The sequence below is a fragment of the Bradyrhizobium sp. S3.12.5 genome (genome assembly GCF_040548225.1).
In the GTDB taxonomy this organism is placed as follows: domain Bacteria; phylum Pseudomonadota; class Alphaproteobacteria; order Rhizobiales; family Xanthobacteraceae; genus Bradyrhizobium; species Bradyrhizobium cytisi.
Window position 1 is genome coordinate 96,843 of the sequence record NZ_JBEPRF010000009.1, and the last position, 16,740, is coordinate 113,582.

Sequence of the window (16,740 nt, forward strand, 5' to 3'; positions counted from 1 at the left end):
GCTTCGGAGGCGGCCAGGCTTCAGGCCGCCAGGACTGGATGGGGCTCGTGCGATCGGCGGGCGAAGACGTGGCCCTCGAAAATTCGCCGGGCTGTCCGCTGCACCCGGGCAACCGGGCCGGGCTCCAACCGAACCGCGAGTTGGCCGGAAGGATGGGCAAGCGTGATCGTCACGGGCGGCGCCAGCAGTCCGACCATTTCCGCGGCGATCGTTCCGGGCGTCACACACGCAGTCGCGATCGCGACAGCGCCGGTCACCGCCAGCGCGCTATGGCAGTCGTGCGGCATGAAGTACCGGGTGTTCAACGTCGCCTCGACCGCGGTCGCAATCAGAATCGGTTTCGGAATCACCATTGACGCGGAATCCGGAAAACCCATCCGGCGGCCAGTCTCGATGCGCAACCTCTCGAGCCGCGCGCGGAAGCCGCCCTCGGCGAAAGCCGAGGGTGCCTCACGGCCGGTCCATCCCAGATCGGCCGCGCGGACAAGCATGACGGGCATGGCTGCGTCGATACAGGTGACGTCGATCCCTTCGATGCGATCGATCGGACGTCCTGTCGGCAGCAGGCGACCGGTGCGTGCGCCGGCCGCGTTGGGGAACGACAATTCTATGGGCGCGGCCGTTCCCGGTACACCGTCGATCCGCGCCTCGCCTTCGTAGGTCACCCTGCCGCCGGGAGTGGCAACCGTGGCATCGATCAGTTTGCCGGTGTTGACATTATGGATGCGCACGTGAGTGCGATCCGCGGCAGCGGCGACCAGGCCGGCTTCAATTGCGAACGGCCCCACCGCCGCCAGCATATTCCCGCAGTTCGGCGCGGTATCGACGATCCCCTCACGGACCCGCACCTGGGCGAAGAGGTAGTCGACATCCGCACCCGCTACCGATGCCGGTCCGACGATCGCGACCTTGTTGATAACGGCGTTGCCACCGCCGATGCCGTCGATTCCAAGATCGTGTCCCCCTCCCATGACGGACAGCAGGATCGCATCGCGCAGCGTGGGTTCGGCCGGAAGGTCGCTGGCCAGAAAGAACGGCCCGCGCGAGGTACCCCCGCGCATCACCACGCAGGGAATAGCAATCTGATCGTTCATCTGGGCTCTTCCTTCGGGCGACATTTTCGCTCGGCCCCACGATCCCGCGATCCCACTCTTTTGTAAAATGCAAAGATTTGATGTATTATTCCGATTATCAACATAACGGGAGCCCAGCCATGAATGCCGAACTTCTCGACCTGAAGGCGTTCATCACCGTCGCGGAGATGGGCAGCTTCGTCCGAACAGCGAAGGCGCTGAACCTGTCTCAGCCGGCGCTGAGCCGACGCATTCAGAAGCTGGAGGAAAGCCTGGGCGCGCCGTTGCTCGAGCGGTCCACGCGCCACGTCAATCTCACCATGACGGGCCGCGACTTCCTGCCGAAAGTGCGCCGCCTCATCGACGAGTTCGAAACCTCGGTGCTGGCGATCCAGGATATCGGCGCGCGAAGTTCAGGTTTGGTCTCGGTGGCTGCGGTGCCGACAGCGGTATTCTATTTCCTGCCGCGGGCGATCGGCCGGTTCGCCGAAGCATATCCGCGCATTCGCGTCCGGATTCTCGACATCGGCGCCAATGAAGGATTGGAAGCGGTCGCGCGCGGAGAAGCCGACTTCGGCATCAATTTCATTGGCGCTTCGCATGCCGAAATTGAATTCGAGAAACTGGTCGAAGACCCTTTCGTGCTGGCCTGCCGCCATGACCATCCATTGGCATCGCGCAAACAGGTGAGCTGGTCGGAGATTGTGCCGCACCGTGTCATCACGGTGGGTCGCAACAGCGGCAATCGCGCGTTGATCGACAATGCGATGGCGCGGCACGGCTTGCAGCTCAACTGGACCTACGAAGTCGCTCACCTCTCCGGTTCGCTTGGCTTGGTCGAAGCGGGACTGGGCGTTGCTGTGCTACCGAGGCTCGCGACGCCAGCCGCCGGCCATCCGATCATTCACACCATTCGGTTGATCGAGCCGGAGGTATCGCGGACGATCGGAATCGTGCGCAGGCGCGGAGCAACGCTATCTCCGCATGCAAGCCAACTTCTGAAAATGCTTCTCGAGGCATGGCGCTCACCCCTGCGAACGAGCGGGCAAGGCAGGCCGCGCCCCTCATCCGCCGGGGCAAGCTCGAATGCCGCTTCGATAGGCCTGAAGCGGAAACGCTGACAACTCGCCCGTCGCGGTGCCGGACTGTTCCTGCCCCCTGTCGTGTTCTCAAAGGATTTCCAGATCTCCGCCGGAGCACCGCGGCGCGGCCGCTTGCATTGCGTTCGGTCCTCACACCGCTTACAACAGCCGATCTTTCTGCAATCCGGCGTGTGGTGTGGCGGATGGTGGGGCGAAGCAAGCGCGCACAAGGCGAATTGATTGCCACGAATTGATGCAGCGTTTAGATCGATGCCGGATTAAGCATCTTCACAGCCCTCAGCCCACGACCTATGTCTGACAAGAAGCCGCTAGATCGGATAGCGACCATGCGCTAGTGTTTTATCCGACCGGTTAAAACACCGGCGGCTTGAGGGAGAAAAACGTGAAATTCAAGGTAATTGGCGCAGTATCACTGGCGGTCGCTGCGGCCGGGCTGTTTGCAGCCGCTGCACCCGCATTTGCGCAGCAAAAGACGATTACGGTGTGGTGGGGCAAGGGCTTCTATCGCTCCGAAGACGACGCGCTGCTCGATACGATCAAGAAGTTCGAAGCCAAGACCGGCATCAAGGTCGAATTGTCGCAGTACGCGATCCAGGACATGATTCCGAAGACGGTCGCCGCACTCGACGCCGGCACCGTGCCCGATGTCGCCTATTCCGATTCCTATGACGTGCAGGCGCAGGGCAAGTGGGCCTATGAGGGCAAGCTCGAGGACCTGACCGACGTCATGGAGCCGATCAAGGGCCGGTTCGTGCAGAACACGCTGGACGCCTCGATCCTCTATAATGACGTCACCAAGAAGAAGGCCTATTACGGCTTCCCGCTGAAGCAGCAGAGCATGCACGTCCAGATCTGGAACGACATGCTCGAGAAGGCCGGCTTCAAGCAGAGCGACATCCCGACCGACTGGGCGGGCTATTGGACGTTCTGGTGCGACAAGGTCCAGCCGGGGATCCGCAAAGCCACCGGCCAGCGCATCTATGCTGTCGGACAGCCGATGGGCGTGGAATCCACCGACGCCTTCCAGTCGTTCTACACTTTTATGGACGCCTACCACGTCAAGCTCGTCGACGACGACGGCAAGTTGCTGGTCGACGATCCCAAGGTCCGCGACGGCCTGATTCACGCGCTGAAGGACTACACCGACACCTACATCAAGGGCTGCACCCCGCCGTCCTCCACGACCTGGAAGGATCCGGACAACAACGTCGCCTTCCACAACAAGACGATCGTGATGACCCACAACTTCACGATTTCGATCGCAGCGAAGTGGTACGAGGACTCCCAGAATCAGGCCCTGACGCCTGAGCAGCGCGAGGCCGGCAAGAAGGCCTATGAGCAGGACATCATCACGGCGTCCTTCCCGAAGGCCCCGGACGGTTCGACCATCCGCTACCGCTCCGACGTCAAGACCGGGCTGATCTTCACCGCGGCCAAGAACAAGGCCGAGGCCAAGCAGTTCATCAGCTTCCTGCTGCAGGAAGACAACGTCCGCCCCTATATCGAGGGCGCGCTCGGCCGCTGGTTCCCGGTGACGAAGGAAAGCCAGGCGAGCCCGTTCTGGCAGGCCGATAAGCACCGCAAGGCGGTCTACGCTCAGTTCACCGGCGGCACCGCACCGTTCGACTTCACCAAAAACTGGAAGTTCACGATCCTCAACAACGAGAACGTCTGGGCCAAGGCGATGAACCGGGTCGTCAGCGAGAAGGTCCCGGTCGACAAGGCCGTCGACGAACTGATCGCCCGCATCAAGCAGGTTGCGGGCTAAGTTCGATCCCCTCCCTCTCCGCGTTCTTCACGGGGAGAGGGTCGGGGTGAGGGGCTCTATCCGCGAGTCGCGCTTGCGGTGAGTCCTGTACCCCCTCACCCGGATCGCCCGAGAGCGATCCGACCTCTCCCCGCAAGCGGGGAGAGGTTTAAGGTTCAAGAAGAGTCCTAGAAGAATGGCGATCACTCTCTCTCGCGATCAGTCGATCCCCGCCCCGCCCCTGTCGCCGCGGCTGACCCCGGCGCAGGTCTGGGGCATCGTGCTGCTCGCGCCCTATCTGCTGGTTTTCCTCGCCTTCGTGGTCTATCCCGTCTGCTACGGGCTGTGGCTGGCGCGGGCCCCGTCGAACTATGTCGCGCTCTATAACGACCCGATCTTCGCGCGCGCCGCGGTCAACACGCTGATCTTCCTGGTCATCGGCATCAACATCAAGATGCTGATCGCGCTGTTCCTGTCCGGCTTCTTCGCCCAGCAGCGCACCTGGATCAAATGGCTCTCGGTGATCTTCATCCTGCCCTGGGCGGTGCCGTCGATCCCGACCATCCTGTCGGTGCGCTTCATGCTCAATCCCGAATGGGGCATGGTCAACCACTTGATCTTCACCTTGACAGGCGACGACGGCCCGAACTGGCTGAACGATCCGACCGTGGCGCTGAGCATGGCGATCGCTGTCCACATCTGGAAGTCGCTGCCGTTCTGGACGCTGATCCTGATCACCGGACGGCTTGCGATCGCGCACGATCTGTTCGAGGCCGCCGAAGTCGACGGCGCGAGCTGGTGGCAGAAATTCCGCTTCATCACCTGGCCGTCGATGCAGACGCTCTACGTGACCTGCACGCTGCTCTCGATGATCTGGACGCTCGGCGATTTCAACAGCGTCTATCTGCTCACCGGTGGGGGACCTGCCGACCTCACGCATGTGCTGTCGACGCTCGGTATCCGCTATCTCCGGCTCGACCAGCTCTCGCTCGCGATGGCCTCCATCGTCTGCGCGATGCCGTTCGTCCTGCCGCTCGTGTACTTCATGATGAAACGGTTGTCGCGATGAAGCTCCCCGGCGTAAGCGAATTTTCCTGGCGCGACGTCGCGACCGAAGCGCGGCTCTTGCTGATCGGCATTCCCGTCTTCCTGTGGACGATGATCCCGATCTACCACATGTTCCTGTTCGCGATTTCCCCGAAGGAGGACGCGTTCTCGGGCAAGCTGTGGCCGGACCATCCGACGCTGCACAACTTCGAGATCGTGTTCAAGCAGCAGCATTATTTCCTGCGCGACTTCTACGTCCAGTTCTGGAATTCGCTGGTGATCGCGGCGGCGGTCGGCGCGCTGACGCTGGTCATCGCCACGGCCGCGGCATTCTCGATCTCGCGGCTGAAGGTGCCGGGCGGGCGCATGGTGCTGAACCTTGCGCTGTTCACCTATTTCATCCCGGCGGCGTTCCTTGCCGTGCCGATGTACCGCACCATGGGCAATTACGGCCTGCTCAACAATCACTGGGCGCTGATCCTGGCGATGGTGACGATCGCCAGTCCGTATGCGATCTGGGTGCTGAAGCAGGCCTCCGACAAGCTGCCGGTTGAGCTGGATGAAGCCGCGGTGATGGACGGCGCCACCACGCTGCAGATCTTCCGCCTGGTCTACCTGCCGCTGATGATGCCCTCGCTGGTCGCGATCGGTACCTATGCGGTGCTGCTCGCGTGGAACGAATATCTCTACGCGTTCCTGCTGCTCTCGAACGACCAAGAGATCACGCTCCCCGTCGCACTCGGCAACTTCCTCGCTGCGGACGACTCGCCCTGGGAGCTGCTGATGACCACCGGCTTCATCTACGCATTGCCGCCGGCTGCGGTCTATTACGCCTTCCGCCGCTACATGGTGGGCGGGCTGACAGCGGGCGCCGTGAAGTCCTGAACACCGGCTGCGCGCTGCACCTGACGAAGGACGTCGGCGCGCAGAGGCCCTCAGGCCGCTTTGCGTACAGTCTGCAGAAACTCCGCGACGGCTTGCTTGAGCGCGCGCGCTTGATCCTGCAATGCTGAGGCCGCTGAAAGCGTGGCTTCGGCGCCGGCGTCGGTCTCTCCGGCCACGGTGCGGACCGCACCGACCTGGTCGGTCACCGCCGCTGTGCCATTCGCCGCCTGCTCGACATTGCGAGCGATCTCGTTGGTCGCGGCCCCCTGCTCCTCGACGGCCGAGGCGATCGTTGTCGCGATCTCCGTCATCTCGGAGATGGTTTTTCCGATCTGACCGATCGCGGCGACGGACTGTCCGGTCGAGCCCTGGATCTCGGCGACGAGCCCTGCGATCTCCTCGGTGGCGCGCGCGGTCTGGGTTGCAAGGCTCTTCACCTCGTTCGCGACGACGGCAAAACCCTTGCCTGCATCGCCGGCGCGTGCCGACTCGATCGTGGCATTGAGAGCCAGGAGGTTGGTCTGGCTCGCGATCGCCTGGATCAGCTGAACCACCGTCCCGATCCGCTCGGCGGAATCCGACAGCGCGCGCATCAACGCCTCGGTGCGGGACGCTTCCTCTTTGGCCTTGTCCGAGACCGATACGGAGCGCGCGACCTGGCCCGAAATCTCCCTGATCGAGGCAGCGAGTTGGTGGGTCGCGGCGGCAACGGTCTGCACATTCGAGGACGCCTGGGCCGAAGTCGCGGCGACCTGCTCGGCGAGCGAGCGGCCGCGCTCGGCGACGCGGGCGAGACTCTGGGCGCTATGCCCCATCTCCTCGGCGCGGCTCGAGACGCCACCAATAACGCCCTCCATGCCGCTATCGAAGCGATCGGCAAGCTGAGCCATCATCGATGCACGTTCCGTCTCGGCTGCGGCGCGCTGCGCGGCAGTGCTCTGCTCCATCCGCCGGACAGTCTGCGCGTTCTGGCGGAACACTTCGACCGCTTCAGCCATGCGGCCAATTTCGTCGCCGCGCTCGCCACCCGGGATTGCCTCATCGAGCTCGCCCGCCGCGAGGCTCTGCATGCGCAAGGTCATCTGGCCGATCGGCCGCGACACGCTGCGCCCGATCAGCCAGGCCAGCAATGCGCCCAAGGCCAGCGCGGACGCGGCGACGGTGAACACGAGATTGCGCGTATGATCGACCGATTCCGCCGTCAGCCGGCTCTGCTCGGTGCGCATCGCACCGAGGGCCTTGCTGATCTCGGCGGCCTTGGCGTCGATTGCACTGCTGGATTTGATGAGGTCGGCTTGCGCCTTGCGAAGCTCGCCCATCGCCGCCGAAAGTTCCGTCAACGTCGCCGATTGGTCGGCAATGACCTTCTTCAAGGCTGCAATCAGGCTCTTCAATCGCGGCGCCTCGACCTCGGCGATCTCAGCCTCGCTGTCGGCAATCGCGGTCAACACATAGCCGACCGTCAGCGCAGCATCATCAGCATCGCCCTGGACCTGAGTCATGGTAAAACGCAGCACCGCGACGCGCATCGCATCCACCGTGCCAGCCAGACGCAGCGGCTGGAGCAGGCGGTCGGGCTGGTTGGCGAGCGTCGCATTGATCGCACCGACGTCGAGGCCAGCCGAAGCGCCAAGCGCCTCGGCCTTGGTGCTCGCATTGCGCAGACGATCGACAGCGCCGGCGACCGCCGTGAAGGATTTTCGATAGGTTCCAAGCGCATCCACCAGCGCACCTCGGCCGGAGGCGATCGCCGGCAGACGAGAAAATTGCTGATCGACCTGATCAAACGTCGCGCCAAAGCCGTCGATCGCCTTCATTGCGCTATCGCGGTCGCCGAGATTGCGCGTCCGGATGAATTTCTCGACGTTGACGTTCGCCGAGAGCAGCGCGGCGTGCACCTTCGCCATGCCGGCATCGCCGTCGGCGCTGGTGACGAGCTCGCCGACGGTGCCACCGATCTCAGCCAGCCGCAGCACGGCGAGCAGCGCCAATACGCAGAGGAAACCCAGAACCAGCGCGAAGCCGCCGAAGATGCGTGGGCGGACGCCGATGCGCGACAGAAGCAATGACAGGTTCATGATGTTTCCTGGAAGATTACGGCGTAGCCCGGATCCGGGCGAGCAGATCCTTGCCGAAGCGCTTCTCGAATTCAGGCTCCAAGGGCTTAACGGCATCGATGAAGGGCTGGCGATCGACCTTTTCGATGATCTCCATGCCGCCCTTGCGCAGCTCCTCGAGCTTCTTCGTCTCGTCCGCGACGCCGCTCTGCCAGGTCGCTTCCGCACCGGCCTTGGCTGCAGCAATGATGGCCGCCTGGTCGGCAGGCTTGAGGGCCTGGAACACATCGCGATTGGCGACGAAGGCGATGGGCGCGAAGAAATGTCCGGTCAGGCTGGCGTACTTCTGCACCTCGTCGAGATGGCTGGTGGCGATCGTCATGATCGGGTTTTCCTGCCCGTCGATTCGGCCATCCTTCAATGCGGAATACACCTGCGTGAACTCCATCGGCACGACCTCGGCACCCAGCGCCTTGAAGGTCATCTGATAGACGTCGTTCGGCAGGACCCGAATCTTCAATCCCTGGAGGTCTGCGGGAGAATGAATCGGCCGCTTCGAATTGGTGACGTTGCGAAAGCCCTGCTTGCCGATCGCGAGCAGGACCAACCCCTTGTCGGCGAAATGCTTGGCGAAGAGAGCCCCGACCGGCCCCTCCGCGACCGCCTTGGCTTGCGCAGCATCGCGGAACAGAAACGGCACGTCGAATACGCCGAATTCCGGCACGGCGGAGCTGACCACCGAGCCAGACAACGTCGCCATGTCGACGACGCCACTGCGCATTGCGGCAAGGATCGCTGTCTCGCTGCCCAGCGTGATGCCACCACGTTCATCGAGGATGATGCGGCCCGGCGCTATCTCGACGAGCTTGCGGCGAAATTCGTCCGAGCCAATTTGTTGCGGCGACTGCGGCGCGCCGTTGTACAGCAGCGACACCATCTGCGTCGCGCCAGCCGACGGCCGAACGGCAACACAAAACAATGCCAGCGCAGTGCTGGCCACACCAATATAAAGCCGCTTCATCGCCCTCTCCCCAAACGAGGCGACGATAACCAGATTAGCTATATGAATTGTTAACCTAGATTGAGGCGGTGCCCGAGCACCGCAAGTCAGCTCTCCGCGCTCTTGCGCCGATACGCGAGCAGCAGCGCGATCGTCGAGCCGATGAAGTAACCGGCAGTGGCGCCGGAGATGGCGCGTCCGGCGATGATGGCCATCGCGCGATCGCTGGCGTCGATCGCCGAGATCACCCCGACGGCATATTGCGCCGAGAATACGATGAGGTTGCGGATCAGGGCAGACGCGCTCCCCGGACGGATCATCAGTCCGCTGGTGTGATCGACCTCGAACGGACGCGGCGTCAGCACGCCAAGAGGCAACAGCACCAATGCTGCCACGATCCAGGCGACCAGCGGCCACGCATTGCTCTGATGCCCGAATCCGATCCGCGAGATTCCCCAGGCGATGAAGACGACCGGCACGATCAGCGCACGCCAGATCGGAATCGTGCGCGGCTGCATTGCCTTGATGCCCTGCCAGACCAGATAGGCGAACAGGATCCAGACCCAGGGCGGGGTGTGGATCAGGATCTGATAGACGAACGTCATGACGACCTCCGCTCACAGCGGCGCCGCGCTCTCGCCCTGCGAGCTCGACAGCTTTGAGGCGAGCGAGGCAATGACGATGACGACCGCGATCAGGGCGATCACCAGCGTGCAGATCGCATTGATCTCGGGCTTCACCCCCAGTCGCACCTCGGAATAGATCCGGATCGGCAAGGTTGCCGATCCAGGCCCCGTGGTGAAGCTCGCAATCACGAGATCGTCGAGCGAGAGGGTGAAGGCGAGCATCCATCCGGCAACGATCGCCGGCGCGATCAACGGCAATGTCACCGACAGGAAGGCGCGGACGGGGGCGCAGCCGAGGTCCATCGCCGCCTCCTCCAGCGAGCGGTCGAGCGAGCCCAGGCGCGACTGCACGACGACGGCGACGAAGCACATCGTCAGCGTGGTATGGGCGATCGTCACCGTCCAGAAGCCGCGCTCGGCGTTCAGCGCGACGAACAGCAGCAGCAGCGACAATCCCGTGATCACCTCCGGCATCACCAGCGGCGCATAGAGCATGCCGGAGAACAGCGTACGCCCGCGAAAGCCCTCGCCGCGCGACAGCGCCACCGCGGCGAGCGTACCGATCAGCGTGGCGATCGTCGCGGACGCAACCGCGACCCGCAGGCTCATCCAGGACGCCTCGATCATGGCCCGGTCGCCAAAGAACTCGTGGTACCAGCGCAGCGACCAGCCGCCCCACACGGTCACCAGTCGCGAGGCGTTGAAGGAATAGATGACGAGAATGAGGATCGGCAGGTAGAGGAAGGCGAGCCCGAGCCCGAGCGAGGCGATGTTGAAGCGGGACAGGCGAGAGATTTTGCGCATCTCACCGCTCCTCCAGCTGCCGCCGCTGCAGCCGCTCATAGAGCAGGAGCGGCAGCAGCAGCACCACGAGCAACATGATCGCCGCGGCGGACGCAACCGGCCAATCCTTGTTGGTGAAGAATTCGAGCCATAGCGTCTGGCCGATCATCAGCGAATTGGAGCCGGCGAGAAGATCCGGGATCACGAACTCGCCGACGATCGGGATGAAGCACAAGAGCACGCCGGCGCCGACGCCGGGCAGCGACAGCGGGAAAGTCACCAGCCAGAACACCTGCCATGGCGGTGCGCCGAGATCGCTGGCCGCCTCCTCCAGCGCCGGCTCCATCTTGGCGAGCGTGGCGTAGAGCGGCAGGATCATGAACGGCAGATAGGAATAGACGATGCCGATATACATCGCAGTGTCGGTGGACAGCCACACCACCGGCTCACTGACCAGATGCAGCGCCAGCAGGATCCGGTTGAGCAGGCCGTCGTGCTGGAGGATGTTGATCCAGGCATAGATGCGGATCAGGAACGAGGTCCAGAACGGCACGATCACCAGCACCATCGCGACCGCCTGCCGGCGCTTCGGCAGCCGCGCCATGCCGTACGCGATGGGATAGCCGATCAGCAGCAGCAACGCGGTCGCCGTCACCGCAACGGTGAGGCTGCGCAGATAGGCGAACACATAAAGGTCGTCGGAAGAGAGCAGCTTGAAATTGTCGATCCCCAGCGCGGCAAAGGCCGCCCGGATCGCCGTCCACCCGGCCGTCAGGTCGAACACCGGCTCGTAAGGCGGCTGCGCGATTGCCGTCTGCGACAGGCTGATCTTCAGCACGAAGCCGAACGGCACCAGGAAGAACAGCAGCATCCAGATGTAGGGCGCGATCGCGGCGAAGCGCGCCGGTCGCGCGAAAATCCGGCGCGCGCTCATGACGGCAGCACCACGCAGTCGTCCGGCGAGAACCAGGCGACGATTTGCTGGTTCAGGCTATAGGCATCGACATCGAGGCGCGCGCTGTTGGCGACGGACGCCTGCACCACGCCGCCGGCATCGAGCTTCACCTTGTAGGTGGTGGTGCCGCCGAGATAGCAGATGTCGGCGATCACACCGTCCAGCCGGTTGATCGCGGTTTCATGGCCGGCCTCGCTCGCGGGACCACGACGCGACAGCTTGACCTTCTCGGGCCGGATCGCGACTGAAAACCTGCTCTCGCCGACGGGCTGGCGCGGCTCGGCCACCACCAGCGTGCCTGCATCGCGCGTGCCAATGACCAGGCGATGACCGTCGCGCAATTTGGACTCGGCGTCGAACAGATTGATGTCGCCGACGAACTGCGCGATCCAGCGCGAACGCGGCGCCTCGTAGAGCTCGCGGGGGCCAGCGACCTGGACGAGCTTGCCGGCATTCATCACGCCGATTCTATCAGCCATCGTCATCGCTTCTTCCTGGTCGTGGGTGACGATGATGAAGGTCATGCCGAGCCGGCGCTGCAGCTCCATCAGCTCGCCCTGCGTGCTTTCGCGCAACTTCTTGTCGAGGGCTGCGAGCGGCTCGTCGAGCAGCAACAATTGCGGCCGCCGCGCCAGCGCGCGGGCCAGCGCGACACGCTGCCGCTGGCCGCCGGAGAGCTGGTCGGGCTTGCGCTTCTCCAGCCCGTCGAGCTTCACCAGCGCAACCATCTCCGCGACGCGCGTTGCGATGTCGGCACGCGCCATGCCGGCGCGCCTGAGGCCAAAGGCGATGTTGTCGCGCACCGCGAGATGCGGAAACAGCGCGTAGTTCTGGAACATCATGTTGATGGGGCGCTGATGCGGCAGCGCCTGCGCGATGTCCTTGCCGCCGAGCAGGATGCGCCCCTCGTCCGGCGCCTCGAAGCCCGCGAGCATGCGCAACAACGTGGTCTTGCCGCAACCGCTGGGGCCAAGCAGCGCAAAAAACTCACCGGCCTTGATGTCGAGCGATACGCCGTCGACCGCGCGGAACGTCCCGAACGTCTTGGCCACGCCCTCGATGCGCAGCAGCGGTTCGCCGGCGGCCGGATGCGCATCTCCAGCCGCATTGGCCGCGGTATCCGTCCTGGGCAACTCGTCAGTCATCGTCCCTGCCAACCCCAATGCCGCCGCACGCTAGCGGCGGATCGGCCTTTGCTCAACCGGTTCGATGCGGATCGTCCATGAACGCAGCCAGCGCCTCACGGTCCGCGGCCGGCATGGTCAGGCCGAGCTTGGAGCGGCGCCACAGGACGTCCTCCGGGAAGCGCGCCCATTCGCGGCCCATGAGATAGCGTACCTCGGCGCCGGTCAGGTCGGGGCCAAAGGCCGGTCCCAGCTCATCGCGCGTCTTCGCGTCGCCCAGCACGGCCGGCAATCGCGAGCCATAGGCCGCAACCAGGCGCCGGGCCTGCGGCTCGGAGAGAAAGCGCCAGCGGTGGCGCGCGAGGTCGATTTCGGTCTCGAAACGATCCCAGGCAAAATCTCCGCCGGGGAGCGCTGCTCTGGCGGTCCAGCGCGGCGACATTGGATAGAACGGCGTCAGCCGCGTCACCGCCTGCTCGGCGCGCAGCCGCGAGGTGGTGACGTCGCCGCCGAACATCGTGAGCAGCGGCGCCTTGCGGCGGCGTGCGTGGAACAGCGTCGTGCCGTCGCGTCGCCGAGCGGACGCGGGCGTCAAATTGACGCCCGAGACCGTGCGCACCACGTCGGTCGGAGCAACGCGCTCGCGGAAATAGCGGCTCACGGCCTCGCAGAGATAGCTGACATCGGCGCCCGACATCGCGACGATTGCGGGATCGCCGGTGAAATCGTGCGTGACCGTGCCGACCAGCGTGAAATCACGCTCGAACGGGCCGGCAAAAATCAGCCGTCCGTCGCTGTTCTGGAACACATAGACGTTATCGGACTCGAACAGCCTGGGCACGACGATCTGGCTCATCTGCATGGCCGCCATGGCCGGCTGCGGCTGCCGCAGCACGGTCTCTGCGACCATCGACGTCCAGCCGCCGGTGGCATTGGCCAGCGCACGTGCCGTGACGACGCGGCGATGGCCGCGATCAACCAGCGCGAGCCGCCAGATCTCGGTCCTGTCGGCGCGCACGCAACGCGCCCCGGTCCGGATCGCGGCGCCGCGCTCGGCGGCATCCAGCGCCGTGAGCACCACCAGGCGTGAATCGTCGACGACGCAGTCGGAATATTCGAACGCGACGCCGAACGGCCGTTTCAGCGCGTTGCCGACCGGATGATGCGTGATGTCTAGCGTGGTCGATCCGGGCAGGCCGCCGCGGTTCGTGAGAGCGTCATAAATATACAAGCCCGCGCGCAACAGCCATGGCGGGCGTTCGTCGGAATGGGCGGGGATCACGAAACTCATCGGCCGCACCAGATGCGGCGCGATCCGGAGCCAGGTCGCCCGCTCTGCCAATGCCCGGCGCACCCGCCAGAAGCGACGCCGCTCCAGCACGGACAAATCGCCATGGATCAATCGCGGTGTCGCCGACGAGGCAGCACCGGCGAGATCGCCCTGCTCGACCAGGATCACCCGCAGCCCGCGGCCTGCGGCATCGCGCGCGAGGCTGACACCGTTCAGGCCGCCACCAATGATCGCGAGGTCGTAATCCGCCATGAAGCCGTCGAGTGGAAGCGAAGCAAACGCGCCACATCACTAGCCGGTCTTGAGCGCAAGCTCCATGGCCTCGACGCGGCCGACGAGGCCGGCATATTTCCCGATGGGCAACGGCTTGCCGAGCAAATAGCCCTGCACGCCGTCACAGCCTTCCCTGGCAAGGAAAGCGAGCTGGTCGATGGTCTCGACGCCCTCGGCGATGATCGACATTTCGAGGCCGTGACCGAGGTCGATCACGGCGCGAACGATCGCGGCCGATTGCGGATTGCGACCGAGATTCATGATGAAGGTGCGGTCGATCTTGATCTTGTCGAACGGGAACGCCTGGAGATAGCTCAGCGAGGAATAGCCGCTGCCGAAATCGTCCATCGAGATACGGACGCCCAGCGCCTTCAGGCGGCGCAGCAGTGCCAGGCCGCGATCGAAGTCCTCGATCAGCACGCCCTCGGTGATTTCGAGCTCGAGCCGGCCGGGGGCAAGCCCGGTCTCGATCAGGATCGCATGGACGAGCCCGACCACGTCGCCGTGCATGAACTGCGCCGGCGACAGATTGACCGCAACCTGCATCGGCTTCGGCCACGACGCAGCCTCGCGGCAGGCCTCGCGCAGGATCCATTCGCCCATCTCGACGATCAGGCCGCTTTCTTCCGCGATCGGGATGAATTCGGCCGGCGAGACCTGGCCACGCACCGGATGCGCCCAGCGCGCCAGGGCCTCGAAGCCGATGATCTCGCTCTCGGCGACGCTGTTGCGCGCGATGCCCTGGGGCTGGAAGGCCAGCGACAGCTCGCCGTTCTTGATCGCCTTCGACAGATCCTGGTGCAGCACGCGGCGGTCGCGGATCTGCTGGTCCATCTCGGGCTGATAGAGGCTAATCGTGCCGCGCGATTTCTGCTTGGCGCGGAACAGGGCGGCGCCGGCATTGGCGAGCAGCGAGGCACCGTCGGGGCCGTTGTGCGGGAAGATCGACATGCCGGTGGTGATGCCGGCGCGGACCGCGCGGCCGTCGATGTGGAATTCGGGCGCGAGCGCCTCGCCGAGCTGCTGCGCCAGCGCGAGGCCGGCATCGGGCTGCTTGCCGTCGATGATCAGGCCGAATTCGTCGCCGGAGAGGCGCGCCACCAGGCCGCCACGCGCGGTGTCCTGGAACCGCTGGGCCACCTCGATCAGCAGCTTGTCGCCAAGCGCATGGCCGAACACGTCGTTGACTTCCTTGAGGCCGTCGAGATCGACGCAAAGGACCGCAAATTCCTCGTCGGTCCCCTCGCAGGCCTCGATCATCTGGTTCAGCGCCTGAAGGAAGGCGGCGCGGTTCGGCAAATCGGTGAGGCCGTCATGATAGGCCATGTGCGCCATCCGCGACTCGGTCTGCCGGCGGTTGGTGACATCCTCGTGGGTCTTGATCAGATATTGCGGCTCGCCGGCGTCGTTGAGCACCGTGGCGCGCCGGGTCAGGAACAGGCGCAGGCCGTCCTTGGTGGAGATCGGATGCTCCTCGGTGATCATCCCGCGCTTCTTGATCGCGGCCTCGTCGCGCGCGATGATCAGCTTGGCTTCCTTGGCATTGAAGATATCGGAGGCGGTCAGGCCGGTGGCTTCCTCCCGCCTGCGGTTGAGGATCGTCTCGGCACTGCGGTTGGCGAGCAGATAGCGGCCATCCTTGACCTGCTCCACGATCAGCGCCACCGGGATGTTGTCGACCACGAGCTCGAGGAATTTCTTGGTGCTTTCCAGCTCCATCGACAGCGATTGCCGATCGGTGATGTCCTCGAACACCACCAGCAGGAATTCCGGCTTGTTGCTCTCGTTGCGGACCACAATGCGGATCGAGGCCACCATGCGCCGGGCCTGATCGCGCTGGACGTCGACCTCGAATTCGTTGCGATACTGTCCTTCCGGCGCCAGCAGCGCGGCCCGGTCGGTCGCCTCGATGCTCGCCGCCGATTTCGGGCCGAACAGCTCGCGCGCATTCTTGCCGACGACCTGGTCGCGCGAAAAGCCCCAGAACCGCTCATAGGCGCGGTTGGCGAAGATGTAGCGGCCGTCCTCGATGTTCTTCGCGGCCACGCAGGCCGGCACGTTGTCCAGCACCGTTTCCAGGAATTGCTTGGTCGAGGCCAGCTGCCGCGACAGCTTGCGCTGCTCGCTGACGTCGAGATGGGTCCCCACCGAGCCGCCGTTCGGCAGAATGAAATATTTGACCAGGATGGCGCGGCCGTCCGGCAGTTCGCTGATCAGGCCGTTGGAGCTTGACGCCTTCTCGTAGAAGTCGTCGTCGGAGACGGCGAGGACGCCGCGCTGGCGCCGCAGCTCGAGGATGTCGTAGCCGGTCATGCCGGTCCACAGGTCCGAGCGCGTCAAGCCGTAGATCTCGAGATAGCGGTCGTTGCAGAAGATGATGCGCCGCTGCGCATCCGTCATCACCACGCCCTGGTTGAGATTGTTCATGGCGGAGGAGACGAAGGCGTTGCGCCGCAACTGCGAACGCTTGCTCCGGCGCAGCGCGGAATGGATCCACAGCGCGATGGCGGCCAGGAACGCGCAGACGACAATGCCGCCGATCAGGACTTCCCAGATCAGATTGGGGTCGAGATTGCCAAGATAGCTCGGCGGAATAAGGCTGTCCGCGTGGGCACGCGAAGGCGCGACCGCGCTGGCCAGGCACACGACGGCCTGCACAGCAATCGGAAGCATGCTGCCTTCGTGCCAGTTCTTCTTAGCCATCAGCCACCCGCGATTTCAACTGCGGATTGTCTGGCTTCGTGAGTTTGGATCGGGTAAACGCCTGTACGCCCAA

At 64.3% G+C, this 16,740-nt stretch carries 13 protein-coding genes; 4 read left to right on the forward strand and 9 right to left on the reverse strand.

Annotated features, from left to right (window positions below; genetic code table 11):
• Window positions 1-20: 20 nt before the first annotated feature.
• On the reverse strand, window positions 21-1,094 hold the full coding sequence (locus tag ABIC09_RS14865) for a 4-oxalomesaconate tautomerase (RefSeq protein ID WP_354109717.1): 1,074 nt from the start codon (window positions 1,092-1,094) through the stop codon (window positions 21-23).
• 80 nt (window positions 1,095-1,174) lie between these two features.
• Here ABIC09_RS14865 and ABIC09_RS14870 point away from each other — a divergent pair, with 80 nt between their 5' ends.
• From ABIC09_RS14870 to ABIC09_RS14885, 4 genes are all read left to right on the forward strand, one after another.
• Window positions 1,175-2,194 (forward strand): LysR family transcriptional regulator, encoded by a 1,020-nt coding sequence (locus ABIC09_RS14870; RefSeq protein WP_502917671.1) that lies wholly within the window; start codon window positions 1,175-1,177, stop codon window positions 2,192-2,194.
• Window positions 2,195-2,558: 364 nt separating this feature from the next.
• Window positions 2,559-3,944, forward strand: coding sequence for an ABC transporter substrate-binding protein (locus tag ABIC09_RS14875; RefSeq protein ID WP_354109718.1), 1,386 nt, complete (start codon window positions 2,559-2,561; stop codon window positions 3,942-3,944).
• Window positions 3,945-4,119: 175 nt separating this feature from the next.
• Window positions 4,120-4,992 carry a carbohydrate ABC transporter permease gene (locus ABIC09_RS14880; protein ID WP_354109719.1) on the forward strand — a complete coding sequence of 291 codons (873 nt, stop codon included), beginning with the start codon at window positions 4,120-4,122 and terminating at the stop codon, window positions 4,990-4,992.
• Window positions 4,989-5,855, forward strand: coding sequence for a carbohydrate ABC transporter permease (locus ABIC09_RS14885; RefSeq protein WP_354032275.1), 867 nt, complete (start codon window positions 4,989-4,991; stop codon window positions 5,853-5,855). Before ABIC09_RS14880 ends, ABIC09_RS14885 begins: the two co-directional genes overlap by 4 nt.
• A 50-nt stretch (window positions 5,856-5,905) precedes the next feature.
• Here the strand turns inward: ABIC09_RS14885 and ABIC09_RS14890 are convergent, their stop codons facing one another.
• From ABIC09_RS14890 to ABIC09_RS14925, 8 genes are all read right to left on the reverse strand, one after another.
• Complete coding sequence (locus ABIC09_RS14890; protein ID WP_354109720.1) at window positions 5,906-7,933, reverse strand: methyl-accepting chemotaxis protein; 2,028 nt, start codon at window positions 7,931-7,933, stop codon at window positions 5,906-5,908.
• 16 nt (window positions 7,934-7,949) lie between these two features.
• Window positions 7,950-8,933, reverse strand: coding sequence for a TRAP transporter substrate-binding protein (locus ABIC09_RS14895; RefSeq protein WP_354109721.1), 984 nt, complete (start codon window positions 8,931-8,933; stop codon window positions 7,950-7,952).
• Window positions 8,934-9,019: 86 nt separating this feature from the next.
• Complete coding sequence (locus ABIC09_RS14900; protein WP_354109722.1) at window positions 9,020-9,517, reverse strand: DUF6622 family protein; 498 nt, start codon at window positions 9,515-9,517, stop codon at window positions 9,020-9,022.
• A 12-nt stretch (window positions 9,518-9,529) separates the two neighbouring features.
• A complete protein-coding gene (locus tag ABIC09_RS14905; RefSeq protein WP_354109723.1) occupies window positions 9,530-10,342 on the reverse strand; it encodes an ABC transporter permease in 813 nt (270 codons plus the stop codon).
• Between the two features lies 1 nt (window position 10,343).
• Window positions 10,344-11,255, reverse strand: coding sequence for an ABC transporter permease (locus tag ABIC09_RS14910; RefSeq protein ID WP_354109724.1), 912 nt, complete (start codon window positions 11,253-11,255; stop codon window positions 10,344-10,346).
• Window positions 11,252-12,421 carry an ABC transporter ATP-binding protein gene (locus ABIC09_RS14915; RefSeq protein ID WP_354109725.1) on the reverse strand — a complete coding sequence of 390 codons (1,170 nt, stop codon included), beginning with the start codon at window positions 12,419-12,421 and terminating at the stop codon, window positions 11,252-11,254. The genes ABIC09_RS14910 and ABIC09_RS14915 overlap by 4 nt, the downstream gene beginning before the upstream one ends.
• Window positions 12,422-12,473: 52 nt before the next feature.
• The gene (locus ABIC09_RS14920) at window positions 12,474-13,943 is read right to left on the reverse strand and encodes a glycerol-3-phosphate dehydrogenase (protein WP_354109726.1); all 1,470 of its coding nucleotides are present in this window, start codon (window positions 13,941-13,943) and stop codon (window positions 12,474-12,476) included.
• A gap of 39 nt (window positions 13,944-13,982) precedes the next feature.
• The gene (locus ABIC09_RS14925) at window positions 13,983-16,667 is read right to left on the reverse strand and encodes a sensor domain-containing protein (RefSeq protein WP_354109727.1); all 2,685 of its coding nucleotides are present in this window, start codon (window positions 16,665-16,667) and stop codon (window positions 13,983-13,985) included.
• Between the last annotated feature and the right edge of the window lie 73 nt (window positions 16,668-16,740).